The sequence below is a fragment of the Streptomyces longhuiensis genome, from assembly GCF_020616555.1.
GTDB classification, from domain to species: domain Bacteria; phylum Actinomycetota; class Actinomycetes; order Streptomycetales; family Streptomycetaceae; genus Streptomyces; species Streptomyces longhuiensis.
The window spans coordinates 6110737-6135466 of the sequence record NZ_CP085173.1 but is presented as its reverse complement, the minus strand read 5'-3'; the positions used below and the strand labels follow the sequence as shown (position 1 = coordinate 6135466).

The following is a 24730-nucleotide window of genomic DNA, read 5'->3' as shown; positions in this document are numbered from 1 at the left end:
TACGTGCGGGGGACCTCGGAGTGTCAGGCCGTGAGCCAGGAGCGCAGACGCTCCTCGGCGGCGAGGATCTTGCGCGTGTCCACGTGCTCGTCCCGCTTGTGGGCGAAGATCGGGTCGCCGGGTCCGTAGTTCACGGCGGGGACGCCGAGCGCGCTGAAGCGGGAGACGTCCGTCCAGCCGAACTTGGGGCGGGCCTTGCCGCCGACGGCCGCCATGAAGGCGGCGGCGGCCGGGTGGTCGAGGCCGGGGCGCGCGCCGCCGGTGTGGTCGTCGACCACGTAGTCGTCGATTTCGCAGCCGGCGAAGAAGTCCCGGACGAAGGCCTCGGCCTCCTCGGGGCTGCGGTCGGGCGCGTAGCGGAAGTTGACGGTGACGGAGCAGGCGTCGGGGATGACGTTGGTGGCGACGCCGCCCTCGATGCGCACGGCGTTGAGGCCCTCGTGGAACTGGAGTCCGTCGACGACGGGCTTGCGGGGCTCGTACGCGGCGAGGCGTTCGAGGAGGGGGGCGGCCTTGTGGACGGCGTTGGAGCCCATCCACGCGCGCGCGGAGTGCGCCCGCTCGCCCTTGGTCGTCAGGATGACGCGCAGGGTGCCCTGGCAGCCGCCCTCGACCTCGCCGTCGGTGCCCTCCAGGAGGATCGCGAAGTCGCCCTCCAGCCAGTCGGGGTGGGCCTCGGCCACATGTCCCAGACCGTTGAGGTGTGCGGCGACCTCTTCGTTGTCGTAGAAGACGAACGTGAGGTCGCGGTTGGGCTCGGTGACGGTCTGCGCGATGCGCAGCTGCACCGCGACGCCCGACTTCATGTCGCTGGTGCCGCAGCCCCACAGGATGCCGTCCTCGTCGAGGCGGGAGGGGACGTTGTCCGCGATCGGGACCGTGTCGATGTGCCCGGCGAGAATGACCCGCTCGGCGCGCCCCAGGTTCGTCCGCGCGACGATGTTGTTGCCGTACCGGTCGACCGTGAGGTGCGGCAGGGCGCGCAGGGCCGTCTCGATGGCGTCGGCGAGGGGCTTCTCCTGCCCGCTCGGCGACGCGAAGTCGACCAGCTGGGCGGTGAGCAGCGCGGCGTCCCGCGTGAGGTCAAGGGCGGTGAGGTCCATGATGTCGACCCTAATGCCCGGCGGCCGCGGGCCCTGTCGGTGGCCTCCAGTACCTTTGTCGCGTGCCTGAGCCCCCCACCCTCGTCCGGCGCGGCCGTCTCCTCCGTATCGGGGCGGCCGTCGTGGTGCTGCTCGCTGTCGCCGCGTATCTGGTGGTCCAGTACATCTCGGGCGGCAGACCGGCCCCGCGCTGCACGGTCGTGTCCGGGAACGGCGACGGCGCGTCCTACGCGTTCACCTCCGAGCAGGCGGTGAACGCGGCGACGATCTCGGCCGTCGGCACCTCACGCGGCATGCCCGAGCGCGCCGTCACCATCGCGCTCGCGACCGCGCTCCAGGAGTCGGGCCTGCGGAACATCCACCACGGCGACCGCGACTCGCTGGGCCTGTTCCAGCAGCGCCCGTCGGAGGGCTGGGGCACCCAGGCGCAGATCATGGACCCGGTGTACGCGGCGGGGCGGTTCTACGAGCATCTGGACAAGATCCCGGGCTATTCGCGGCTGCCCCTGACGGTCGCCGCGCAGCGGGTGCAGCGCAGCGGCTATCCGCAGGCGTACGCGAAGCACGAGCCGGACGCCACGCTGCTCTCCGCGGCGCTGACCGGCCGGGCGGGTGCCTCGCTGACCTGCGAGGGCCGGCCGAGCGGCACGGAGGTCAGGAAGCCGGGCGATCCGGCGAAGGTGCGGGCGGCGCTGGTGCGTGACTTCGGGCGCGAGGTGTCGCCGACGGCCGGCGCGGGCGGGCACGACGTGACCGTCCCGGTGCCCGCCACGGTGGACTCGGCCGAGGGCGGGGAGCGGCAGCGCGGCTGGGAGCTGGCGCACTGGGCGGTGGCCAACTCCTCGGCCCTGCGCATCGAGCGGGTGTCCTACGCGGGCCGCGACTGGACCGCGGGCGACGCCGGAGGCAAGTGGAGCGCAGCGGCGGCGCAGGCCGCGGCGGGGGCCGAGAAGAGTCTCGGAGAGGTCCGGATCATCACCGCGCAGTAGTGCGGTTGATAGCTCGATCGGGCGATGTACGTCATCCGGCGGCGACGCCCCGCACGGTTCTTCGCAGGACCCGTGGGCATATGCGGAAATCCCTTGCGGGCAAAGGGGCGTAGACGTTTTACGACCTCGCGGGGCGCGTGGTGTTTGCCCGTTTTTCGCCGCAGATGATAATGCGACACATTGCCAACTCTTTACGTTGCGGGAGCGAAACCTTCGCGACCTTCGAGCGGTAGTCACTGCGTCCGAGCGCCGGGCACCCGGCGCCTGACACCACCGTTCTCTCCCGTCTAAGGAGCATCAATGTCCCTCCCCCTGACCCGCCGGATCGCCCGTGCCGCGCTGCTGATCGCAGCGGGAGCGGCTCCCGTGGTCGGAGCGGCCGGATCCGCGAGCGCCGTAGACCTCCCGGCCACCCCGAACGTGGGCGGCCTCACCGCGCTCGACGGCGCGAACGTCGGCAACACCGTCGACGGCGCCGCCAAGAACGTCAGCGGCCTCGCCGGTGACACGGGCAGCAAGGCCGTGAAGAAGGCCGTGCCGGCCGCAGGCAAGGCCCTGGGCCGGAGCGCCAAGACGGCCACCCCCGCCGCCCAGAAGGCGGCCGGTGACGTCGCGGGCGGCGCCGGTGACGTGGTCGGCAAGACCACGGGCGCGGCCACCCATGGCGGCCTCCCGACCGACAAGCTCGGCAACGGCCTGCCCACCGGCGCGCTCCCCGCCACGGGCGAGCTGCCGACGCAGGGCCTGCCGCTCGGCTGAGCATCCGGCACACAGCGAGAGTGAAAGGGGCGGGGAGCCTGTGACGACAGGCTCCCCGCCCCTTCGCTGTGCCGTGAAGCTGTCACTCAGGCGCCCCAGCTCAGACGCCCTGGCTCAGGCGCCCCAGCTCGGAGGCCCTGGCTCAGGCCTCCTGGCTCAGGCCTCCTGGCTCAGACGCCCTGGCTCAGGCCCTCTGACTCAGACACCCTGGCTCAGTCGCTCGACCGCCGCGGCCACGCGCTCGTCGCTCGCCGTCAGCGCCACGCGGACGAACCGGTCACCCGCGGGACCGTAGAAGTCGCCGGGCGCGACCAGGATCCCCAGCTCCGCCAGGTGCGCCACGGTGTCCCAGCAGGACTCGTCGCGCGTGGCCCACAGGTAGAGGCTCGCCTCGCTGTGCTCGATGCGGAAGCCGTGCTCGACCAGGGCGTCGCGCAGGGCCGCACGGCGGGCCGCGTAGCGCCCGCGCTGCTCCTGTACGTGCTCGTCGTCGCCGAGCGCCGCGACGACGGCCGCCTGCGTCGGGGCGGAGGTCATCATGCCGCCGTGCTTGCGGATCTGGAGCAGGTCGCCGAGGACGGCGGCGTCACCGGCCAGGAAGGCGGCCCGGTAGCCGGCGAGGTTCGACCGCTTCGAGAGCGAGTGGACCGACACGATCCCCTCGTACGAGCCGCCGCAGACGTCCGGGTGCAGGACCGAGACCGGGTCCGCCTCCCAGCCGAGCTCGATGTAGCACTCGTCGGAGAAGACGAGGATGCCGTGCTCGCGTGCCCAGGCGACGATCCGGGTCAGCTCGTCCTTGGACAGGACGCGGCCGGTCGGGTTCGAGGGCGAGTTGAGCCACAGGAGCTTGATCCCCGTCGGGTCGAGCTCCGTCGGGTCGTCGTACGCGACGTGGTCCGCGCGGGCGAGGCGGGCGCCGACCTCGTACGTCGGGTAGGCCAGCCGCGGGTAGGCGACCTTGTCTCCGGGGCCGAGGCCCAGCTGCGTCGGGAGCCAGGCCACGAGCTCCTTGGAGCCGACGATCGGCAGGACGTTGTGGTGGGTGAACCCGCGCGCGCCGAGGCGCCGCTCGCTCCAGCCCACGAGTGCGTCCCGCAGCTCGGGCGTGCCCCACACCGTGGGATAGCCCGGCGAGTCCGCGGCCGCGATCAGCGCTTTCTGGATCAGCTCGGGCACCGGGTCGACGGGTGTGCCGACGGAGAGGTCGACGATCCCGCCCTCATGGGCGGCGGCCGTCTTCTTGTACGGCTCGAGCTTGTCCCAGGGGAACGTGGGAAGGCGGTCGGAGACTGCGGACACCTGGCTCACTTCTTTCGTACGTGCATGCGCACTTGGGCAAACGCCTCGGTCCCGTACAGCGGGCGTGCCGTACGGGACCGGGGCGGCGCAATATGCGGCCCGATTACTGGTTCTGCGGCGGAAGCGCGGCGATGAAGGCGTGGTCACGCTCGATCAGGCCGAGCTTGCTGGCGCCGCCGGGCGAACCGAGCTCGTCGAAGAACTCGACGTTCGCCTTGTAGTAGTCCTTCCACTCTTCGGGAGTGTCGTCCTCGTAGAAGATCGCCTCGACCGGGCAGACCGGCTCACAGGCTCCACAGTCGACGCATTCGTCCGGGTGGATGTACAAGGACCGGGAGCCCTCGTAGATGCAGTCGACCGGGCACTCCTCGATGCACGCCTTGTCCTTCACGTCGACACAAGGCTGCGCGATGACGTAGGTCACGCTGTCGTTCCTCCTCGATAGGGCGCGGCGGGCCGATCTGCGGCTCCGTCCGCGTGGCGCGCGGGAGCGCGGCGTCGTCGATGCCCGCACCTAGTATCTCCGTTCCTGGGGATGATCCGAACAGGAGGGGTGGACCGAGCTGTGGAATTCACTGCGGGCGGACGGCTCGAGGTTCGCTTGACGGCCTCTGACGTGGGAAAACGTGTGTCGGTGCGACGGCTGACCGAGGGCGGCTCGCCGGGGGCGAAGTTCACCGACACGGTCGGAGTTCTCACATCGTGGAACGACGGTGTGCTGCTCATCACAACACGGGGTGGCGAACAGGTCCGCATCGCGGAATCGTCGCTGGTCGCGGGGAAGGTCGTGCCGGCCGCGCCGGCCCGGCGCCGCGGGCCCGCCGCGTCGTACGAGGAACTGGCGCGGGCTGCCGCGCGCGCGTGGCAGCCGGTGGAGAGCGAGCGGCTCGGCGACTGGGAGCTGCGGGCCGCCTCCGGGTTCACCCGGCGGGCCAACTCGGTGCTGCCACTGGGCGATCCGGGACTCCCCCTCGACGAGGCGCTCGCACGTGTCCGCGCCTGGTACGAGCTGCGCGGCCTGCCCGCGTACATCCAGACCGCGACCGGCGCCGAGGGCACGCAGGAGCTGCTGTGCGCGGAGCTGGAGGCGCGGGGGTGGGTGCGTGAGGTCACCGCGGAGATGTGGATCGCGGGGCTCGCGCCGGTCGCGGACGGCATGGACCCCGGCGACGGGATCGAGCTGACGCGGGAGCCGGGCGAGGCGTGGCTGGGCCGGTATCAGCGCAAGGGCGCCGACGAGGTGGCCCTGAAGGTGCTGGGCTCCGGGCCTTCCGTGTGGTTCGCGACCGTGCCGGGCGAGGGCGGGGAGCCCGACGCGATCGGGCGGTGCGTCGTGGACGGGCGGTGGGCCGGTTTCGCGGCGGTCGAGGTGGCTCCGTCACGGCGGCGCCAGGGCCTGGCGTCCGCCGTGATGACGGCGCTCTCGCGGCGCGCACTGGAGGAGGGCGCGTCGGCGGCCTGGCTCCAGGTGGAGGCGGACAATGAAGGGGCTCGGGCGCTGTACGGGCGAATGGGTTTCGCCGCGCACCACGCGTACCACCACTACCGCGCACCGGACCCGGACCTGGACCCGGATCAGGCCGGACACTGAGCGAGGCAGGTATGTCCCCCCACATCTCACCCCGCTCCGAGGAGCTGCGCCGGCGGTTCGCCGAGGAGGCTCGGGCGGAGCGGCCCGATCTGTCGCAGCTGTGCCTGCTGGTGGCCGCCGAGGCGGACGGCTCGCTCGACGAGGCCGGGATGGACGCGGTCCAGATGGACCTCGACCGGCTCGCCGGGCAGGTGCCGTTCCGGCCCGGCGGGCCACTGGCGTGGGCGACGGCGCTGGCCGAGCTGCTGGGCACCCGCTGCGGTTTCCGTGGCACGCCGGGCGACTACGAGCGTCTGGAGTCGTCGCTGCTGCACGAGGTGGTGCGGCGCAGGCGGGGGCTGCCGATCCTGTTGTCGGTGGTGTGGATGGAGGTCGCCCGGCGGGCGGGGGCGCCGGTGTACGGGGTGGCGCTGCCGGGGCACTTCGTGGTCGGGTTCGGCCCGGCGCAGGATCAGGTGCTCGCCGACCCGTTCGACGGGGGCCGGGTGCTGACCGGTGCGGACGCGGAGCTGCTCGTGGCCGGTGCGACGGGGGCGCCGCTGAACGCGGCGATGCTGCAGCCGGCCGATCCGCTGGACGTCGTGCTGCGGATCCTGAACAACATCGGGGCGTGGGCGGCCACGCGGCCGGAGCGGTCGGACGTGGCGTTGTGGGCGGTCGAGCTGTCGCTGCTGCTGCCCGCGCACCCGGCCCGGCTGCGCTACGAGCGGGCCCAACTCCTCGTCCGCAGAGGGGACTTCCTCGCGGGGGCGGCAGAGCTGGACGCGTACGCGGATGTGGTGGGCGCCGTGGACGCCCCGGCCGCCGAGACGGTGCGCGCGCAGGCGCGGGCGGCCCGGGCGATGCTCAACTGACCGGCTACAGCCACCCCTTCTCGCGGGCGATCCGCACCGCCTCCGCCCTGTTGCGCACGGCGAGCTTCTGGATGGCCGTCGAGAGGTAGTTGCGGACCGTGCCCTGCGACAGGTGCAGGGCCGCCGCCAGCTCGGCGTTGGTCGAGCCGTCGGCCGCGGCACGCAGGATCTCGCGTTCGCGGTCGGTCAGCGGGTTGGCGCCCCCGGCGAGCGCGGCGGCCGCGAGGGTGGGGTCGATGACGCGCTCACCGGCGAGCACCTTGCGTACGGCTTCCGCGAGTTGGGCCGCGGGGGCGTCCTTGACGAGGAACGCGTGGGCGCCGGACTCCATCGCCGTACGGAGATAGCCGGGGCGGCCGAACGTGGTGAGGACGACGACCTTGAGGGCGGGCAGGTGCTCGCTGAGCTGGGCGGCGGCCTCGATGCCGGTCATGCCGGGCATCTCGATGTCCAGGAGCGCCACGTCGGGGCCGTGCGCGCGGGCCGCGTCGAGCACCTCGTCGCCGCGCGCCACCTGGGCGACGACCTCGATGTCGGGTTCGAGGCCGAGGAGCGCCGCGAGGGCCTCCCGCACCATCGACTGGTCCTCCGCCAGCAGGACCTTGATCTGAGCGCTCATGCCGCGGATCCTACGGATCCCACGGGCACCCGGGCCACCAGCAGGAACCCGCGGTCCCGCACGGGCGCCGCCTCCAGAGTGCCGCCGACGCCCTCGACGCGTTCGCGCAGGCCCGTCAGTCCGTTGCCGGGTACGCCGCCGCCCGCCGCGGCACCGGCCCCGTCGTCCTCCACCGTGAGCTCCATGACGGGGCCGTCCAGGGTCTGGCGGCGGGCGATGCCGACCGTGCAGCGGTGGGCACCGCTGTGCCGTACGGCGTTGGTGACGGCCTCGCGCAGGGTCCAGGCGAGGGCGGCCTCCTGCTCGGCGGGCAGGTCGTCGGGCGCGTCCGCGGGGACCTCGGCCTCGATGCCGGCGGCGGCCAACGCGGCGCGCGCTCCGGCCAGTTCGGCGCCGAGGCGGGGGCGTCGGTAGCCGGTGACGGCCTCCCGGACGTCGACGAGTGCCTGGCGGCTGACCTGCTCGATGTCGGCGACCTGCTGGGCCGCCTTCTCGGGGTGGTCGGGGAGCATACGGCCGGCGAGCTCGCTCTTGAGCGTGATCAGGGAGAGCGAGTGGCCGAGGAGGTCGTGCAGGTCGCGGGCGAGGCGCAGGCGCTCCTCGTTGGCCGCGAGCTGGGCGACGGTGGCGCGCGCCCTGCGCAGTTCGACGGTCGTGCGCACGAGCTGCCGTACGCCCGTCATCGCGAAGCCACCGAGGAGGGCGGGCACGACCAGGCCGAGGTCCCAGCCGCGGCCGAGCGGGATCCCGAGGAGGACCATCGCGGCCGTGACCGCGACGATCGTCCAGCGGGCGTACCGCATGGGCAGCACGGCCCCGCAGGACACGGAGACGTACACGAACAGGACGAGCCAGGGGGCGCCGAGCGTGAGGGACATGACGACGGCGACCGCGGCGAGCGCCCCGAGGATCGCGGCCAGCCGCCCCAGGCGCAGGGCGCGGGCCGTGTGGCGGAAGACGAGGGCCAGGTAGACGCCGACGAAGGCGACCAGGCCGAGCCAGCCGAGCGCGGTGGCCCAGGCCGTGTGGCCGCCGTTGACGAGGTCGTCGATCGGATCCGCCATGAAGACCAGCCAGATGCCGATCCACAGCAGCTTGCGCAGGGCCTCACGGTGGTTGCGGGGCGGCTGCCCCATGCCGGTGAGCCTGATCTCGTCCGACGTCATGGCGTTCACGCCTTCAGGGTGTCCTTCCGGTACAGCCAGGCCGCGCCGCCGGCGAAGACCAGGAAGTAGGCGACGATCAGCGTGACGTCCTTGCCGTGCGGGGCGTTGCCCAGCTCGATGGCCTGGCCGAGGGCAGCGTACGCGTGTGTGGGCAGCCAGGACGCGATGTCGCTGAGCCACTGCGGGAAGCCGGTCGAGGGGAACCACAGGCCGCCCAGGATCGACAGGCCGAAGTAGACGATCATCGTGATGGGGCGGACGGCGTCGCCGGTCGCGAGGTAGCCGATGGCGACGCCGAGCGCGGCGAAGCACAGGCTGCCGGCCCAGATCGCGACGACGAGGGCGAGCCACTGCCAGGCGTCGAGCCGTACGCCCTTGGTGACGGCCGCCACGACGAAGACGACGACGATGGACGGCAGGCTGACCACGGCGGCGCTGGCGGTCTTGGCGAGGACGTAGCCGCGCCCGGGGAGCGTCGTCAGGCGCAGCTGGCGCACCCAGCCGCTCTCGCGCTCCTTGGCGATGCGCTCGCTGTTGCCCATGAGGACGGCGGTCAGGGCGCCGAAGGACGCCATCGACACCATCATGAACGCGGCCAGGTTCAGGCCGGTGCCGTCGACCATGGTCGAGCTGTCGGAGCTGCCCGCGATGAGCAGGAACAGGACCGACGGGTACACGACGGAGAAGAACAGGAACTTCTTGTTGCGCAGGGCTCGGGTGATCTCGAGCTTGATCAGGCTGTTCATGACGTCCTGGCCTCCTCGGCCGTGGTGATGGCTACGAAGGCCTGCTCCAGGCCGAGGCCCGCGACCTCCAGGTTGCGCGGGTAGACGCCGAGTCCGTACAGGGCGTGCACGGTGGCGTCGGCGTCGCTCGACTGGAGGCGGACGGTGCGGCCCGACACGTCGAGGGTGGTGAGGAACGGCAGGGCGCGCAGGGCCTGTTCGTCGATGTCGCCCTCCAGGTCGAAGGCGACCTTGCGGGCGCCCGCCCTGGCCTTGATCTCGGCGGCGGTGCCGTCGGCGAGGAGGCGGCCGCGGTGCAGGACGAGGACACGGTCGGCGATCGCGTCGGCCTCCTCCAGGTAGTGCGTGGCGAAGAGGACCGTGCGGCCCTGGTCGGCCTGTTCGCGCATCGTGGCCCAGAACGCCTGGCGGGCCGAGACGTCCATGCCGGTGGTCGGCTCGTCGAGCACGATGAGGTCGTTGGCCCCTGCGGTGGCGAGGGCGAAGCGGACGCGCTGCTCCTGGCCGCCGGAGAGCTTGTTGACCTTGCGGTCGGCGATCTGCGCGATACCCGCCCGGGACATCACCTCACCCGGCTTGTACGGCTTGGGGTGCAGGGCGCAGGCGAGCTTCACGAGCTCGGCCACGGTGACCTCGTCCATCAGGCCGCCGCTCTGCAGCATGGCGCCGACGCGGCCCTGGACGATCGCGTCCCGAGGGCTGGTGCCGAAGACGCGGACGGTGCCGGTGTCGGCCGGGCGCAGGCCGAGGAGGAGGTCGAGGGTGGTCGACTTGCCCGCGCCGTTCGGGCCGAGGAGGGCGACGGTCTCGCCCGGGTGCAGATCGAGGGTGAGCCCGTCGACGGCCCTGACGTCCCCATAGCTCTTGCTCACCCGCTCGAAGCTGACCACCTCGGTGGCCTGTGCTGTCGTTGTCATGGAACCCATGGTGGCGGGCGGGGGCGGGTGCCCGGCAGTGTCGGGAGGCCGGAGTCCGGGATGACAGATGTCATGTCCGCGGGCGGCAGCACGGCGGGCGGGCCCCCGTGAAGGGACCCGCCCGCCGTGTGACGCGCGTGCCGTTATCCCGGGTTGGTCTCGATGACCCCGGTGCGCTCGGCGGGCGTCTTGCCCTTGAGTGCCTGCCGCATTGCGCCGGCCACGTCGTTGGGCGTCACCGGCGTCTTCTTGCCGGTACCTCGGGTGATGAGGATGCCGTCGAACGTGTTGCCGTACAGCTTCTTCAGCGCCTGCAGGTCGTAGACGTCGACGAGCTTGCCGTTGACCGCCTTGACACCGAGGATCTGCGGCAGCGACTTGGCGGGGCCGAACGGGATCTGTGCGTCGCCCGCCTTGATGACGACGTTCGCGGACATGGCCGGCTCCGCGAACTCCTTCATCATCCGGTCGACCTCGGCGTTCGGGACGGTCGGCTTGCGGGTCGTCGTCGCCATCGGCACGGGCCGCGAGGCGCCCGTCTCCACGTGCGTGCGGTACGCCTCCTCGACGGAGGAGGAGGACCGGGCGACGTCGATGCCCTTGCCCGTCTTGCCGTACACGGCGATGGCCTTGCCGGGGACGAACTTGATCGTGCCGTCGCCCGAGGAGGCGCCGCCGGCGGCCCGCTCGAGGGCGGCCTGGAGCTTCTCCTCGTCGACGGGCATGACCGGCTCCACGACGCGCTCGTTGCCGAACAGCGAGCCGATCACGGAGACCGGGTTGTAGTCGCTGCCCGCGGCCGCCGCCACCGTCGCCGTGCTGTCGAGGCTCAGTCCCGCCTGGTCGGGCCGGAGCGGCACGGACTTGCCGTCGACCGACAGCTGGAGCGGGTCGGTGGTGCGCTTGCCGAAGGCGGTGTCGAGCTTGGCCGCGGCCTCGTCACGCGTGCCGCCGCCGATGTCGACGCCGAGCACGGTCGTGTTCTTGGGCACGTCCGAGTGGTTCATCAGCAGACCGGCGCCGTACGCGACACCGGCGAGGCCCACGACACCCGCGCCCACGAGGACGAGCTTGTTGCGGCCCTTCTTCTTGCGGGGCGCGGCCGGGGCGCTCTGGCCGACCGGGTCGGGGAGCTTCGGCGGGGTGTGCGGCAGGGGTCCGTCGGGGCGCGGGCCGCCGGGGGCGAACGGCGCGTTCGGTCCGCCGAGGCCCGGCGGGACGACCGGGATGCCGCTGGTGAGCGTCTCGCCGGAGACATGGCCGCCCGGGCCGGGCTCGGGCGCGGGCCTCTGCGGCGTGAGGATCGCGGTGTCGTCGCTCATCTGCGGCGGCCGCTGACCGCCGGGAGGGCCACCGACAGGTCCGCCCGGAGGGCCACCGGCAGGTCCGCCGGAACGCGCCATCGGGCTGTCGCCGCCGGCGGGTCCCGTGGTCGGGCCCGAGGGGCCGCGCGGGGGGACGCCGGGGCCCGAGCCGTCGGCGTTCCCGGCGAAGTAGGGCAGGTCACCGCGGTGCGGGTCGCCGGAGTTCCCGAGCTGCGACGGCCGAGCGTGCGGCTCAATGCCGCCGAGCGGCCCGGCCGCGACCGCGCCGGACACGTCGAACGCGCCGGAGCCGCCCGACGGGCCGGGCACCGCACCGGAGTTGCCCGGAGCGGGATCGACGGCGGAGGCGCCCCGCTGAGGGGGAGCCGACTTGCGCGGCGCGAACCAGTCGCTCGTCTTCTCCTCCGCGGCCGGTGCGCCCGGGCCGTCACCCGAAGGAGCGGTCCGGGGAGCGGGGGCGGTGGGGGTCTGCGGTGCCGGGGCCGGCGCGGCGGCCGGGTCCGGGGTGGTGGGTCCCGCGTCCACGTCGCTCATGGGCGTGCGCATCACTACGGGCGGGATGGGACGCGATCCGGGGATGTTGATCCGGATCCGCGTCGTCAGCGTGGTCTCCGTCTTGCGTTCCTCGGGGACCGGCCGGCCCTCGGCGGGCTGCCCGGCATCGCCGGGCGCACCGTCGCCGGACCCGGCGCCCTGGGTGGGGGTGCCGTACGGAGGCGTCCCCGAGGGGTACGCGGCACCGCCGCGCCCCTGGGGCCCGGAGGACGAACTGTCAGTTTCACGGCTCAAAGCAGGATCTCCCGGTTGGCTCCGCCGCCCGTCTCGACCTCACGCGGGCTGCTCGGCGGCGCGCACCACCATACTGGCCGCGGCCGGAACGCATCCGGTGACCGCCGACGAAACCCGTGCGGGGCACGGGCCGAAGTGGTACGTCACTTCCCAAGTCGGGCGGCGGGCCCCGGTGGTTGCTGCGACAGGCCAAGGGTGGCGCACATCACAGCGACGGCCATCCCCCCGAGAAGGAACAGGTAGGAGCCGGTTCCCGCACCGAAGAGGAAGTCGCCCTCGGGCCGGCTCGCCGTGAGCAGGATGACCGCGACGGCCCAGCCCACGGCGGGAGCGACGGCCCCTCCCCTGGTGCCCGTCACCCGCGCCCCGCCGAGGAACGCGCCGGCCGCGCCGAGCAGCGCGAGCAGCAACCCGCCCGGGAACAGGCCCCCTTGGACGAGGGAACCGGCCAGACCGACGAGCGCGCCGAGCACGAGGAGCCCGGCCAGCACGGCGATGTGCCCGGCGCCGAGACCGGTCGCAGCCGGCCGGGCGGGCGGGCCGCCCGCGGGCTTCGCGGCGCCGCTCGACGCCGCCGCCCGGCCGGACCTGGCCGGGTTGCCCGACTTGCCTGCGCCACTCATCACGCCACCACTCCCGCGAACAGGTCCGTCTCGTACGGCGCCGCTGCCTCGCCCCGCGCCAACTCGTAATACTCCACGTCGAAGACAGGCTGGGCGAGCCCGTTCGACAGGGCGAAGACCGGCTCGCCGCCGGGTGCGATCTCGACCTGCGTGGTGTGGGCGCGCATCGCGGCGGTCTTGGCCTCGACGAAGGCCCTGCCGTCGATCTCGGCGGTGACCCGCTCGTCGTCGACGACACCCGGCACGTCGCCGATCCCGGCCGCGGCCTCGTACGGGGTCGAGCCGAGGACACCGGCCAGCCACCGGAAGCGCTCCTCGGCCACGGACCTGGGCACACGGTTCCAGTAGATCTTCGCGACGGTGTGGGTGTCGCCCAGGTCCCGGCGGAACGCGGGCTCGGCCGCGAGTTCGGCGGCGCGCATGGCGACGCGGTGGGCCTGGATGTGGTCGGGGTGGCCGTAGCCGCCGTCCGGGTCGTAGGTGACGAGGACCTGGGGGCGGACCTCGCGGATCACCTCGACGAGGTACGCGGCGGCCTCGTCCAGGTCGGCGGACCAGAAGGCGCCCGGCCGGTCGTTCTGCTCGGCGCCCATCATCCCGGAGTCGCGGAAGCGGCCGGGCCCGCCGAGGAAGCGGTGGTCGGTGACCCCGAGCTCCGTCATGGCGGCGGTGAGCTCGCCGATGCGGTGCGGGCCGAGGATGTCCTCGCGGTCCGGGGCGAGGTGCGCGAGAACGTCGGGGATGACCTCGCCCTCCTCGCCGAGGGTGCAGGTCACCAGGGTGACGTGGGCACCGCCGGCCGCGTACTTGGCCATGGTGGCGCCATTGTTGATCGACTCGTCGTCGGGGTGCGCGTGCACGAGGAGCAGACGCCGGTCGGGCAGTTCCGTCATGCGCCCCAGCCTAGGACTCCCGACGGCGCGACTAGAACTTGATCCCGCCGATCATGCCCGCGACGTTCGTCGTGAGCTCGCTGATGGTGGGGGCGATGGAGGAGCTGGCGAGGTAGAACCCGAGCAGGACGCAGACGATCGCGTGTCCGGCCTTCAGACCCGACTTCCTGATCAGAATGAAGACGATGATCGCGAACAGCACCACTGCCGAAATCGAGAGTGCCACAGCGGTCCACCTCCCTTGATCCGAGTCCAACTGCCGTACGCCACGCGGCAGCCGAGCGTTTCTTACCCACGCAGCGCTATGGATCATAACTATCCGTCCCGACGCATGAGTCGGTGCATGGCAGCAAGGGGGGCGCACGGCGGCACGGCCCCATAGGGTCGGGGGATGACCACCGAGCCTCTCTCCTTTCCGCGCCAGCACGCCCGCACCCAGCGCTTCACGCTCGGCGCACCACGGGCGTTCACGGTGGCGCCCGACGGCGAGCGCGTCGCCTTCCTCCGGTCCGGATCCGGTACCGATCGGGCGAACGCGCTGTGGGTCCTGGACGTGACGTCCGGCGAGGAGCGCGTCGCCGCCGATCCCCGGGTGCTCCTCGGCGGCGCCGAGGAGGATCTGTCGGACGAGGAGCGCTCGCGGCGCGAGCGCAGCCGCGAGGGCGCCGCGGGCATCGTCACCTATGCGACGGACGCGGCCGTGGAGCTGGCCGCGTTCGCGCTGTCGGGGCGGCTGTTCACCGCGGAGCTGCGCGCGGGCACGACCCGTGAACTCCGCGAGCCCGCACGCCATGGCCCGCTGATCGACCCGCGCCCCTCTCCGGACGGCCGCCATGTCGCGTACGTGTCCGGGGGCGCCCTGCGCGTCGTCGGCGCGGACGGCGAGGGCGACCGGGCGCTCGCCGAGCCGGGCGAGGACGAGGCGTCGGCCGTCACCTATGGGCTCGCGGAGTTCATCGCGGCCGAGGAGATGGGCCGCTCCCGGGGCTTTTGGTGGTCGCCCGACTCGGACCGGCTCCTGGTGGCCCGGGCGGACGACGCGGCGGTGCGGCGCTGGTGGATCGCGGATCCGGCGCACCCGGACCGCAAGCCCGCCCGCAACGCGTACCCGGCGGCGGGCACGCCCAACGCGGAGGTGCGGCTCTTCGTCATCGGCCTGGACGGGGCGCGCACCGAGGTGTCGTGGGACCGGGCGAGGTACCCGTATCTGGCGCGGGTGCACTGGTCGGCCGACGGGGCGCCGCTGATCCTCGTGCAGGCCCGTGACCAGCTCAGTGAGCTGTATCTCGCGGTGAACGTCGGGGACGGTTCGACGCGGATGGTGCACGCGGACGAGGACGGGCAGTGGCTGGAGCTGTTCCCCGGTGTGCCGTCGTGGTCGCCGAGCGGGCAGCTCGTGCGGATCGCGGACGAGGGCGGGGCGCGCGTCCTCGCGGTCGGCGAACGGCCGCTGACCGGGCCGCAGTTGCATGTGCGAGCGGTCCTGGACGTGGGTGAGAGCGACGTACTGATCTCGGCGTCTGCGGGCTCGGCGGCACCGGACCGGGAGACCGGCGAGGTGCATGTGTACCGGGTCAACGAGCTGGGCGTGGAGCGCGTCTCGGACGAGCCGGGCGTGCACTCCGCGGTGCGCGCGGGCGGCGTGACCGTCCTGGCGTCCGCGCGCACCGGCGAGCCGGGCACCCGGGTGCGGGTGATGCGGGACGGCAAGCAGATCGCGACGGTCGCCTCGCATGCCGAGCGCCCCTCGCTGAGCCCCCGCCTGACGCTCACGGAGGCGGCCGGCATCCCGTGCGCCGTCCTGCTCCCGTCCTCGTACGAGCAGGGGGACGGGCCGCTGCCGGTGCTGCTCGACCCGTACGGCGGCCCGCACGGGCAGCGGGTGCTCGCCGCGCACAATCCGCATCTGACGTCGCAGTGGTTCGCCGACCAGGGCTTCGCGGTGGTCGTCGCGGACGGCCGCGGCACCCCCGGCCACTCCCCCGCCCGGGAGAAGGCGATCCGCGGCGACCTCACGCTCACGCTCGACGACCAGATCACGGCGCTGCACGCGCTGGCCGACGCCTTCCCGCTCGACCTGACCCGGGTGGCGATCCGCGGCTGGTCGTACGGCGGATATCTGGCGGGGCTCGCGGTCCTGCGCCGTCCGGACGTCTTCCACGCGGGCATCGCGGGCGCTCCGGTCACGGACTGGCGCCTCTACGACACCCACTACACGGAGCGCTACCTGGGCGACCCGAAGACCTCGCCGCAGGTGTACGCGAAGAACTCGCTGGTCACCGACGACGGTCTGGCCGAGGCGGCGGGGCAGCACCGGCCGCTGATGATCGTGCACGGCCTGGCCGACGACAACGTCGTGGTGGCGCACAGTCTGCGGCTGTCGTCGGCGCTCCTCGCCGCGGGCCGCCCGCACGAGGTGCTGCCGCTGTCGGGCGTGACGCACATGACGCCGCAGGAGCAGGTCGCGGAGAACCTGCTGCTGCTCCAGGTGGACTTCCTGAAGCGCTCGCTCGGGCTGGTCTAGAAAGGCGACCGGCCGGGGCGACATGGCGCGCCCCGGCCGGTCCACGGCACCCGCACGGCCGTACGCCATTCAGCCTGACGCGTTCGTATATCGGTGCCGCGACGGTCAAGTTGCCTGTGTGTTAACGCAGTTGATGTGCATTTGTCGCGACACGTACGCCTAGTCGGTGGGGACGACGTGCTTCTCCTCGGCGAAGTGGCAGGCCGAGTCGTGCTTCGCCGGTGACTCCCCGATGCGGAACTCGGCGGGCACCGCGAGCGCCGGCACCTCCAGTTCGCACCGCTCCTGCGCCTTCCAGCAGCGGGTGCGGAATCGGCAGCCCGAGGGCACGTTGGCCGGGGACGGCACGTCTCCGGTGAGGATGATCCGCTCGCGGCGCTCGCGCGCCTCCGGGTCGGGGACGGGCACGGCGGACAGGAGCGCCTGCGTGTAGGGGTGCGTGGGGTGTTCGTAGATCTGCTCGTCGGTGCCGATCTCGACGATGCGCCCGAGGTACATGACGCCGACCCGGTCGGAAATGTGCCGCACGATCGACAGGTCGTGGGCGATGAAGACGTACGAGAGGTCGAACTCGTTCTGGAGGCTGTCGAGGAGGTTGATGACCTGCGCCTGCACGGAGACGTCGAGCGCGGAGACCGGCTCGTCGGCGACGATGATCTCGGGGCGCAGGGCGAGGCCGCGCGCGATGCCGATGCGCTGGCGCTGACCGCCGGAGAACTGGTGCGGGTACCGGTTGATGTACTCCGGGTTGAGCCCGACCACGTCCAGGAGGTCCTGCACCTTGCGGCGCCGGTCGCCCTTGGGCGCGACTTCGGGGTGGATCTCGTACGGCTCCCCGATGATGTCGCCGACCGTCATGCGCGGGTTGAGGGACGTGTACGGGTCCTGGAACACCATCTGGATGTTGCGGCGTACGGCCTTCAGGGCGCGGCCTGACAGCTTGGTGATGTCCTCGCCCTTGTACTTGATCTGCCCGGCGGTCGGCCGCTCCAGGTTGACCAGCATCTTGGCGACGGTCGACTTGCCGCAGCCGGACTCGCCGACGATGCCGAGGGTCTCGCCCTGGCCGAGCACGAAGTCGACGCCGTCGACGGCCTTGACCGCGCCGACCTGCTTCTTGAACAGGATCCCCTGGGTGAGCGGATAGTGCTTGACCAGCCCGATGACCTCCAGGATCGGCTCGCCGGCCGGCACGGGGGCGGCGGCGTGCGCCTCTTTCGCCAGGTCAGCCATCGAGCGTCTCCTTCCAGAAGTAGCAGGCGCTCCGGCGCGTCGGGCTCACCTCGAAGAGCGGGGGTACGTCCGCGCGGCACACGTCCTGGGCCATCGGGCAGCGCGGGTTGAAGGCGCAGCCGGGCGGGATGTGCATCAGGTTGGGCGGCAGGCCCTTGATCGCGTACAGCTCCTGGCCCTTCTGGTCCAGGCGCGGGATCGATTCGAGCAGGCCCTTGGTGTACGGGTGGGCGGGCGCCTTGTAGATCTCGTGCACGGGCGCCGTCTCGACGATGCGGCCCGCGTACATGACGGCGATCTTGTCGGCGACGTCGGCGACCACGCCGAGGTCGTGCGTGATGAGGATGAGGCCCATCCTGAGCTCGCGCTGGAGGTCGGCGAGCAGCTCCATGACCTGGGCCTGGACGGTGACGTCGAGGGCGGTGGTGGGCTCGTCGGCGATGATCAGGTCCGGCTCCAGGGCGAGCGCCATCGCGATCATGATGCGCTGGCGCATGCCGCCGCTGAACTGGTGCGGGTACTGGCCGACCCGCTCCTTGGCGGCGGGGATCCTGACGTGGTCCATCAGCTCGATGGCCTTGGCCTTGGCGTCCTTGCGGGACATCCCCTTGTGGACGGTGAACATCTCGCCGAGCTGCTCGCCCACGGACAGCACGGGGTTGAGGGAGCTGAGCGCGTCCTGGAAGATCATCGCCATCTTCGCGCCGCGGATCTTGCGCCGCTCGTCCTCCTTGAGCTTGAGGAGGTCCGTGCCCTGGAAGAGGATCTCGCCGCCGGCGATCTTCCCGGGCGGGGTGTCGAGGATGCCCATGATCGCCTGGGCGGTCACGGACTTGCCGGACCCCGACTCGCCGAGCACGGCCAGGGTCTCGCCCTCGTCGACGGTGTAGCTGACGCCGTTGACGGCGTTGGCGGTCCCTTCGCGCGTCCGGAACTCCACGTGCAGATCGCGCACTTCGAGCAGCATGGGCGCCTACCTCAGCTTGGGGTCGAGGGCGTCGCGCACCGCGTCGCCGAGCATGATGAACGCGAGCACGGTGATCGCCAGGGCGCCGGCGGGCCAGAGCAGCATGTGCGGGGCGTTGCGGATGTACTGCGACGCCGCGGAGATGTCGATGCCCCAGCTCACGGTGGGCGGCTTCAGGCCGACGCCGAGGTACGAGAGCGTCGCTTCGAGCGAGATGTACGTGCCGAGCGCGATGGTGGCGACGACGATGACCGGCGCGATCGCGTTGGGCAGGATGTGCCGCAGCATCATCCGGGAGTTGGAGGCGCCGAGCGCCCGCGCCGCCTGCACGTAGTCGTTCTGCTTGGCCGTGATGACGGAGCCGCGGGCGATGCGGGAGAGCTGCGGCCAGCCGAGCAGCACCATGAAGCCGATGACCGGCCAGACGGTGGAGCTGGTGACCACGGACAGCAGCACCAGGCCGCCGAGGACGACGGGGATGGCGAAGAAGACGTCGGTGATGCGGGACAGGATCGCGTCCCACGCCCCGCCGAAGAACCCGGCGAGCCCACCGAGGACGCTGCCGAGCAGGGCGACGCCGACGGTGGCGCAGACGCCGACGGTGACGGAGGTGCGGGCGCCGTACACGGTGCGCGTGTAGACGTCGCAGCCCTGGCCGTCGAAGCCGAACGGATGGCCGGGCTGGGAGCCCTCCTGGGCCTTGGCGAGGTCGCAGGAGAGCGGGTTGCCGGAGGCGATCAGCGAGGGCCAGATCGAGATGATCACGAGGAAGACGATGATCAGGCCCGAGATGATGAAGATCGGGTTCCGGCGCAGATCGCGCCAGGCGTCCGACCAGAGGCTCCTCGGCCTGCCCGCGGGTCCGGTGCCTTCGGGGCCGCCCGGAGTCTTCTCCAAGGTCGTCCCCTCGCTGGTGGCGAGGTCCATGGCGCCGCCCGCGCCCGTCGCGGCGATGGCTCCTCCGTCATCCGGGACGCGGCCCCCGCCCGACGAGTAGGGCTCCGGCGGCTCGGGTTCAGGCATAGCGGATCCTCGGGTCGAGTACGGCGTACAGGAGGTCGACGATCAGGTTGGCCGCCAGGAAGACGAGGACGAGGACGGTCACGAAGCCGACGACGGTCTGGGTGTTCTGCCGGACGATGCCCTGGTAGAGCTGGTAGCCGACGCCGTGGATGTTGAAGATCCGCTCCGTGACGATGGCGCCGCCCATCAGGGCCCCGACGTCGGTGCCGATGAAGGTGACGACCGGGATCAGCGAGTTGCGCAGCAGGTGCCGGACGATGACGCGACGGCGCGGCAGACCCTTGGCGATGGCCGTACGGACGTAGTCGGCGCGGCGGTTCTCGGCGATCGAGGTCCTGGTGAGCCGGGTGACGTACGCGAGGGAGACCGAGGCGAGCACGAGACCGGGGACGATCAGTTCGGAGAACGTCGCCTCCGTGGACACCGCGGGTTTGATGATCCCCCATTCGACGCCGAGCAGAAGCTGGAGGAGCAGACCGGTGACGAAGGTCGGGACGGAGATGACGACCAGGGTGAGCAGCAGCACGGTGGTGTCGATGGGACGTCCACGGCGCAGGCCGGTGACGACGCCGAGCGAGATGCCGATGACGATCTCGAAGAGGATCGCCACGATGGTCAGGCGGATCGTCACGGGGAAGGCGGCCGCCATCAGTTCGGTGACCTTCTGGCCGTTGAACGCGGTGCCGAAGTCGCCGGTGAAGACGTTCCCCATGTACGTCAGGTATTGCTGCCAGACGGGCTTGTCGAGGCCGAACTCCTTCTCGAGCTGAGCGGCCGTGGCGGGGTCGCACTGCTTGTCGCCGCACAGTCCCGCGATGGGGTCGCCCATCACGTTGACCATGAGGAAGATGAGCAGCGTCGCGCCGAAGAAGACCGGGATCATCTGCAGCAGACGCCTGATCACATACCGTCCCATACGGGCTCCCGAATCGGGGGGAGCGGCCGCCCTTCAGGCCCCGGACTGCCGCTCCCCTGGCGTCACTTGACCTTGATCTCGTTGTAGACCGGCACGCTGAACGGGTTGAGCGCGACGTTGGAGACCTTGTCGGAGTAGCCGGCGCTGCCGTTCTGGTACCAGAGCGGGATGGCCGCCATGTTGTCCCTGACGACGCCTTCGGCCTGCTGGAAGATCTTGACGGCCTTGGCGCGGTCGGACTCGGCGTTGGCCTGGTCGACGAGCTTGTCGAACTCCTTGTTGGACCACTTCCCGTCGTTGGACGAGGCGTTGGTGTAGTACAGCGGCTGCAGGAAGTTCTGGATGAGCGGGTAGTCCATCTGCCAGCCGGCGCGGAACGGGCCCGTCATCTTCTTCTGCGTGATCTTGTTGCGGAAGTCGGCGAAGGTGCCGGTGGGCAGGCCGACGCAGGCCTTGTCGTTGCCCAGCGCGTTGTTGATGCTGTTGCAGACGGCGTCGACCCACTCCTTGTGGCTGCCGGTGTCGGCGTTGTAGCCGATCTTCACCTGGCCGCCGGGGATGCCGCCGCCCTCCTGCACCAGCTTCTTGGCCTCGGTGGGGTTGTAGTCGCAGCTGTCGCCGCACAGGCCGTCCTGGAAGCCGCCGTCCTTGCCGAGGACCGGCGAGGTCCAGTCCGTGGCCGGGGTGCGGGTCTTCTGGAAGATCGTCTCGGTGATCTGCTTGCGGTTGATCGCCATCGACAGGCCCTTGCGGACCTTGTCGCTGTCCGCCTTGTTCCACGCGGGGTCGTAGAAGGGGAAGGCGAGCGTCTGGATGATGCCGGCGGGGGTGTTGATGTACCGGCCGCTGAGGTCGGCGTTGACGTTCTTGAGCTGCGAGGCCGGGACGTCGTCGACGAGGTCGAGGTTGCCGGCCGTCAGGTCGGTGTAGGCCGTGTTGTTGTCGGTGTAGACCTTCAGGTCCACGCCGCCGTTCTGCGCCTTGTCGGTGCCCGGGTAGGCGTCCCACTTGCGCAGGGACATCTGGGAGCCCTTGGTGTAGTTGTCGATCGTGTACGGGCCGTTGCCGATCGGCTTGCTCACCCACGCGGAGTGGTTGTCGAAGAAGGCCTTGGGGAGCGGGGCGAAGGCCGCGTAGCCGAGAGTGTCGGGCCACAGCGAGAACTTCTGGTTGAGCTTGACCGAGAAGGTGAGGGGGCCGGTGACCTTGAGCCCCGACAGATTGGTGGCGCTCGGGGTGCCGGAGTCGGGGTGGACCTTGTCGTAGCCGTCGATCTGGCCGAAGAAGTAGGCGTTCTTCTGGTTGTTCTTCAGGTTCGCGCCGTAGTTCCAGGCATCCACGAAGGACTGCGCGGTGACCTTCTCCCCGTTGGAGAACGTCCAGCCGTCCTTGACAGTGATCTTGAAGTTGATCGAGTCCGTCGTCTCGATCTTGTCCGCCAGCATGTCCTCGGCGGCGCCCGTCTTCGAGTTGTAGCGCTTCAGACCACGGAAGAGCATGTCCATGACCTTGCCGCCCTGGACCTCGTTCGTGTTCGCGGGCTCCAGCGGGTTCTGCGGGTCGCCCCAGGACGAACGGACGACCCCTGAGCCGTCGCCGCCACTGCCGCCACTGCCGCCCCCACCACCACAGGCCGTCGCGGCGAGAGCGACGGCCACCGCGCATACGGCCCACTTGGCGTGCGTGGCTCCACGCATGGAGTGCCTCCTCGGAGTGCTTCTGGGTCAGCGCCTTACGGCACTTAGGCCCAAATATCGTCCGTAAAGGCACATAACGCACTTTCAGCCCGGCCGTACGGGCCCCAGTTCGCACGGGTGGGTCAGCAGATTGCCGAGCAGTCCTTCCCGGTCGCCCTCTTTGTAGGCACGCGCCACCCCGGTCAGCCGGCCCGCGTCCAGACGCAGTTCCAGACCGAGCACCGGACTGCCGACCCTCGCGTCGGCGGTCGGCAGTTGTACGGGGAAGGAGCCGCGCAGCGCGAGGGTGGCCGTGGCGTCGACGGGGGCGGCGGCGGTCCCGGCGCCGGTGGTGAGTTCGGCGCGGGCGCCCGGCAGGATCCGCAGCCGCAGCGGGACCTCGCCCTCCGGTGTCGAGGCGTGGCCCGCCCACTCCCCCTCCTCCAGGGTCACGGGGCGCGCGGGCACGGAGAACACCGGTGAGATCAGTTCGGGTGCGAAGCCGGGTATCAGCTCACCGAGGACGTGGTGGACGACTGCGTCGCGGGCCGCCTTCGCCGTCGTGTTCGTCAGGACCGCCACGGACAGACCGAGTTCCGGCGCCGACACCGCCAGCGCGGCCACGCCGCCCATGCCGCCGCCATGGCTCACCAGAAGAGGCCCTTCGCCGCGCGAGACGCACCAGCCGAGGCCGTACCCGAGGTGCTCGCCGATCGGGACGGCGTCGAGGACCGCGGCCACCGTCTCCGGCTTCAGGAGCCGCGGCCAGGACTGGGCGAAGAGGGCCAGCTGAGGGGCCGTCGCCCAGCCGAGCGTGGCGCCGGGATGGCTGGTGCGCAGGCCTTCCGGGTAGGGGCGCCCGTCGGGGGTGTAGCGGGTCGCGGCTTCCGGGCACGCCGTGGCGATGCGGAAGCCGTCCAGCCCGAGCGGCCCGAGGACCCGCTCCCGGGCGTAGGTAGCGAGGTCCTGTCCGGTGGCTTCCTCCAGGAGCAGGCCGAGGAGCCGGTAGCCGAGGTTCGCGTACTCGAAGCCGGAGCCGGGCGCGCGGTGGAGCCGCGTGTACGGCTCCGCGTCGACGGCCGGCTCGCCCTCCTCCCCGTAGTGGAAGTCGTAGTGCGCGCCGAGCCCGCCCCGGTGCCGCAGGAGCTGACGCGGGGTCGCGCCGAGCGGGCCGGGCGCGTCCAGGTCGAGCAGCCCCTCGTCGGCGGCGACGCAGACCGCCGCGGCCGTGACCGGCTTGGTGACGGAGGCGAGGGCGTACGGGGTCCGCGTCGTGGCCGGGATCCCCGCACCGGTGTCCGCGAACCCGTACGCCTCGGCCAGGATCACCTCGCCGTGCGCCGCGACCGCGACCGAGACGGACGGGCACCCGTGCGCCGCCATCGCCTGCTCGCACCGCGTCCCGAGGTCGTCCAGCATGTCGGGCCCCTCTCCGTCGCCTGCTCGTTCCTGGATCATCGCCCACGCCGGGACCGTCACGACCGCCCGCCCTCGAACGCCGACGGCCCGTCACCGGCGTGTCACCGGTGACGGGCCGTGGTCGGCCGGAGCGTGGACGGTCAGGCGCCCTGGCCGGACTCGTCCTCGAGGGCCGCGAGGGCCGGGTCGAGCACGATGTCCTCGCCGCGGTCCTCCGTCGTCGGCTCCTCCGGGAAGTGACAGGCCGTGAGGTGACCCTCGCGGCTGCCGGAGATCTGGACGAGCGGCGGCTCCTCCGTGGCGCACTTGTCCTGCGCCTTCCAGCACCGGGTGCGGAAGCGGCAGCCGGACGGCGGCGAGATCGGCGAGGGGACGTCGCCCTCCAGGCGGATCCGCTCCTTCTTCACCGCGTCGATGTCCGCGTCCGGCACGGCCGACATCAGCGCGTGCGTGTACGGGTGACGGGGGCGGTTGTAGAGCGAGTCGCGGTCGGCGATCTCCACGATCTTGCCCAGGTACATCACCGCGACGCGCTGCGAGAAGTGCCGCACGATGGCCAGGTCGTGGGCGATGAAGACGAACGCGATGCCCATCTCCCGCTGCACCTTCTGCAGCAGGTTGACGACCTGGGCCTGGATCGACACGTCGAGCGCGGAGACCGGCTCGTCCGCGACGATCAGCTTCGGCTCCAGGGCCACGGCCCTGGCCACGCCGATGCGCTGCCGCTGGCCGCCCGAGAACTCGTGCGGGAAGCGGTTGTAGTGCTCCGGGTTCAGGCCGACGATCTCCAGCAGCTCCCGCACGCGCGCCTCGCGGCCGCCGGGCGGGTTGATGCCGTTGATCTCCATCGGCCCGGAGATGATCGAGCCGACCGTCTGACGCGGGTTCAGCGACGCGTACGGGTCCTGGAAGATCATCTGGATCTCGGACCTGATGGGCGCCAGCTGCTTGCGGTTGGCCGTGCTGATGTCCTGGCCGTTGTACGTGATCGTGCCGTGGGTCGGCTCGTACAGGCGGGTCAGCAGACGGCCCGTCGTCGACTTGCCGCAGCCGGACTCGCCGACGAGGCCCAGGGCCTCGCCCTTGAAGACGTCGAAGGAGACGCCGTCGACGGCCTTGACGGCGCCGATGGTCCGCCGGATCGGGAAGCCGCCCTTGATCGGGAAGTGCTTCTTCAGGTCCTTGACCTGGAGGAGCGGTGTGCGGTCCGCGTCCCGCTGCTGCGGGATCGCTTCCGCGACCGCCGTGGTGGTCTGGTTGTTCTCGCTCATGGTCATGCCCCAGTCGCCGGTTTCA

At 71.6% G+C, this 24730-nt stretch carries 23 protein-coding genes; 5 read left to right on the top strand and 18 right to left on the bottom strand.

Going from position 1 to position 24730, the window contains the following annotated elements:
• Positions 1–23: 23 nt before the first annotated feature.
• Positions 24–1103 (bottom strand): succinyl-diaminopimelate desuccinylase, encoded by a 1080-nt coding sequence (gene dapE, locus LGI35_RS28400; RefSeq protein ID WP_227297077.1) that lies wholly within the window; start codon positions 1101–1103, stop codon positions 24–26.
• 62 nt (positions 1104–1165) lie between these two features.
• Here dapE and LGI35_RS28395 point away from each other — a divergent pair, with 62 nt between their 5' ends.
• Both LGI35_RS28395 and LGI35_RS28390 read left to right on the top strand, forming a co-directional pair.
• Positions 1166–2092, top strand: coding sequence for a heavy metal transporter (locus LGI35_RS28395; protein ID WP_227297076.1), 927 nt, complete (start codon positions 1166–1168; stop codon positions 2090–2092).
• Between the two features lie 300 nt (positions 2093–2392).
• Positions 2393–2851 carry an ATP-binding protein gene (locus LGI35_RS28390; protein WP_227297075.1) on the top strand — a complete coding sequence of 153 codons (459 nt, stop codon included), beginning with the start codon at positions 2393–2395 and terminating at the stop codon, positions 2849–2851.
• Positions 2852–3049: 198 nt separating this feature from the next.
• Here the strand turns inward: LGI35_RS28390 and LGI35_RS28385 are convergent, their stop codons facing one another.
• Both LGI35_RS28385 and fdxA read right to left on the bottom strand, forming a co-directional pair.
• The gene (locus LGI35_RS28385) at positions 3050–4153 is read right to left on the bottom strand and encodes a bifunctional succinyldiaminopimelate transaminase/glutamate-prephenate aminotransferase (protein ID WP_227297074.1); all 1104 of its coding nucleotides are present in this window, start codon (positions 4151–4153) and stop codon (positions 3050–3052) included.
• Positions 4154–4256: 103 nt separating this feature from the next.
• Positions 4257–4577 carry a ferredoxin gene (fdxA, locus tag LGI35_RS28380; RefSeq protein WP_030573070.1) on the bottom strand — a complete coding sequence of 107 codons (321 nt, stop codon included), beginning with the start codon at positions 4575–4577 and terminating at the stop codon, positions 4257–4259.
• A 141-nt stretch (positions 4578–4718) separates the two neighbouring features.
• Here fdxA and LGI35_RS28375 point away from each other — a divergent pair, with 141 nt between their 5' ends.
• Together LGI35_RS28375 and LGI35_RS28370 are read left to right on the top strand one after the other, a co-directional pair.
• Positions 4719–5744, top strand: a complete 1026-nt coding sequence (locus LGI35_RS28375) for a GNAT family N-acetyltransferase (protein WP_227297073.1) — start codon at positions 4719–4721, stop codon at positions 5742–5744.
• 11 nt (positions 5745–5755) lie between these two features.
• Entirely contained in the window at positions 5756–6598 is an 843-nt protein-coding gene (locus LGI35_RS28370) for a transglutaminase family protein (protein WP_227297072.1), read from the top strand.
• A 4-nt stretch (positions 6599–6602) separates the two neighbouring features.
• Here LGI35_RS28370 and LGI35_RS28365 read toward each other — a convergent pair whose 3' ends face one another.
• From LGI35_RS28365 to LGI35_RS28330, 8 genes are all read right to left on the bottom strand, one after another.
• Positions 6603–7217, bottom strand: a complete 615-nt coding sequence (locus LGI35_RS28365) for a response regulator transcription factor (protein ID WP_227297071.1) — start codon at positions 7215–7217, stop codon at positions 6603–6605.
• Complete coding sequence (locus LGI35_RS28360) at positions 7214–8383, bottom strand: sensor histidine kinase (RefSeq protein WP_227300557.1); 1170 nt, start codon at positions 8381–8383, stop codon at positions 7214–7216. Before LGI35_RS28360 ends, LGI35_RS28365 begins: the two co-directional genes overlap by 4 nt.
• Before the next feature lie 5 nt (positions 8384–8388).
• The gene (locus LGI35_RS28355) at positions 8389–9129 is read right to left on the bottom strand and encodes an ABC transporter permease (RefSeq protein ID WP_116510336.1); all 741 of its coding nucleotides are present in this window, start codon (positions 9127–9129) and stop codon (positions 8389–8391) included.
• Positions 9126–10046, bottom strand: a complete 921-nt coding sequence (locus tag LGI35_RS28350) for an ABC transporter ATP-binding protein (RefSeq protein ID WP_227297070.1) — start codon at positions 10044–10046, stop codon at positions 9126–9128. The genes LGI35_RS28355 and LGI35_RS28350 overlap by 4 nt, the downstream gene beginning before the upstream one ends.
• A gap of 143 nt (positions 10047–10189) precedes the next feature.
• Positions 10190–12160, bottom strand: coding sequence for a hypothetical protein (locus LGI35_RS28345; protein ID WP_227297069.1), 1971 nt, complete (start codon positions 12158–12160; stop codon positions 10190–10192).
• Positions 12161–12303: 143 nt separating this feature from the next.
• On the bottom strand, positions 12304–12783 hold the full coding sequence (locus tag LGI35_RS28340; protein ID WP_227297068.1) for a DUF6113 family protein: 480 nt from the start codon (positions 12781–12783) through the stop codon (positions 12304–12306).
• Complete coding sequence (mshB, locus tag LGI35_RS28335; protein ID WP_227297067.1) at positions 12783–13676, bottom strand: N-acetyl-1-D-myo-inositol-2-amino-2-deoxy-alpha-D-glucopyranoside deacetylase; 894 nt, start codon at positions 13674–13676, stop codon at positions 12783–12785. The genes LGI35_RS28340 and mshB overlap by 1 nt, the downstream gene beginning before the upstream one ends.
• Before the next feature lie 31 nt (positions 13677–13707).
• The gene (locus LGI35_RS28330; RefSeq protein WP_100596611.1) at positions 13708–13902 is read right to left on the bottom strand and encodes a hypothetical protein; all 195 of its coding nucleotides are present in this window, start codon (positions 13900–13902) and stop codon (positions 13708–13710) included.
• Between the two features lie 165 nt (positions 13903–14067).
• On the opposite strand from LGI35_RS28330, the gene LGI35_RS28325 reads away from it, so the two are divergent.
• Positions 14068–16200 carry a S9 family peptidase gene (locus LGI35_RS28325; RefSeq protein WP_227297066.1) on the top strand — a complete coding sequence of 711 codons (2133 nt, stop codon included), beginning with the start codon at positions 14068–14070 and terminating at the stop codon, positions 16198–16200.
• Between the two features lie 159 nt (positions 16201–16359).
• Here the strand turns inward: LGI35_RS28325 and LGI35_RS28320 are convergent, their stop codons facing one another.
• The 7 genes from LGI35_RS28320 to LGI35_RS28290 form a co-directional block, all read right to left on the bottom strand.
• Positions 16360–17433: an ABC transporter ATP-binding protein gene (locus tag LGI35_RS28320; protein ID WP_227297065.1), complete on the bottom strand. Its 1074-nt coding sequence runs from the start codon at positions 17431–17433 to the stop codon at positions 16360–16362.
• Complete coding sequence (locus LGI35_RS28315; RefSeq protein ID WP_227297064.1) at positions 17426–18400, bottom strand: ABC transporter ATP-binding protein; 975 nt, start codon at positions 18398–18400, stop codon at positions 17426–17428. Before LGI35_RS28315 ends, LGI35_RS28320 begins: the two co-directional genes overlap by 8 nt.
• 6 nt (positions 18401–18406) lie before the next feature.
• Entirely contained in the window at positions 18407–19423 is a 1017-nt protein-coding gene (locus tag LGI35_RS28310) for an ABC transporter permease (protein ID WP_227297063.1), read from the bottom strand.
• The gene (locus LGI35_RS28305) at positions 19416–20339 is read right to left on the bottom strand and encodes an ABC transporter permease (protein ID WP_227297062.1); all 924 of its coding nucleotides are present in this window, start codon (positions 20337–20339) and stop codon (positions 19416–19418) included. Before LGI35_RS28305 ends, LGI35_RS28310 begins: the two co-directional genes overlap by 8 nt.
• Before the next feature lie 62 nt (positions 20340–20401).
• Entirely contained in the window at positions 20402–22036 is a 1635-nt protein-coding gene (locus LGI35_RS28300; protein ID WP_227297061.1) for a peptide ABC transporter substrate-binding protein, read from the bottom strand.
• A gap of 84 nt (positions 22037–22120) precedes the next feature.
• Complete coding sequence (locus tag LGI35_RS28295; protein WP_227297060.1) at positions 22121–23434, bottom strand: serine hydrolase domain-containing protein; 1314 nt, start codon at positions 23432–23434, stop codon at positions 22121–22123.
• Between the two features lie 140 nt (positions 23435–23574).
• Positions 23575–24705: an ABC transporter ATP-binding protein gene (locus LGI35_RS28290; protein ID WP_227297059.1), complete on the bottom strand. Its 1131-nt coding sequence runs from the start codon at positions 24703–24705 to the stop codon at positions 23575–23577.
• Positions 24706–24730 lie beyond the last annotated feature (25 nt).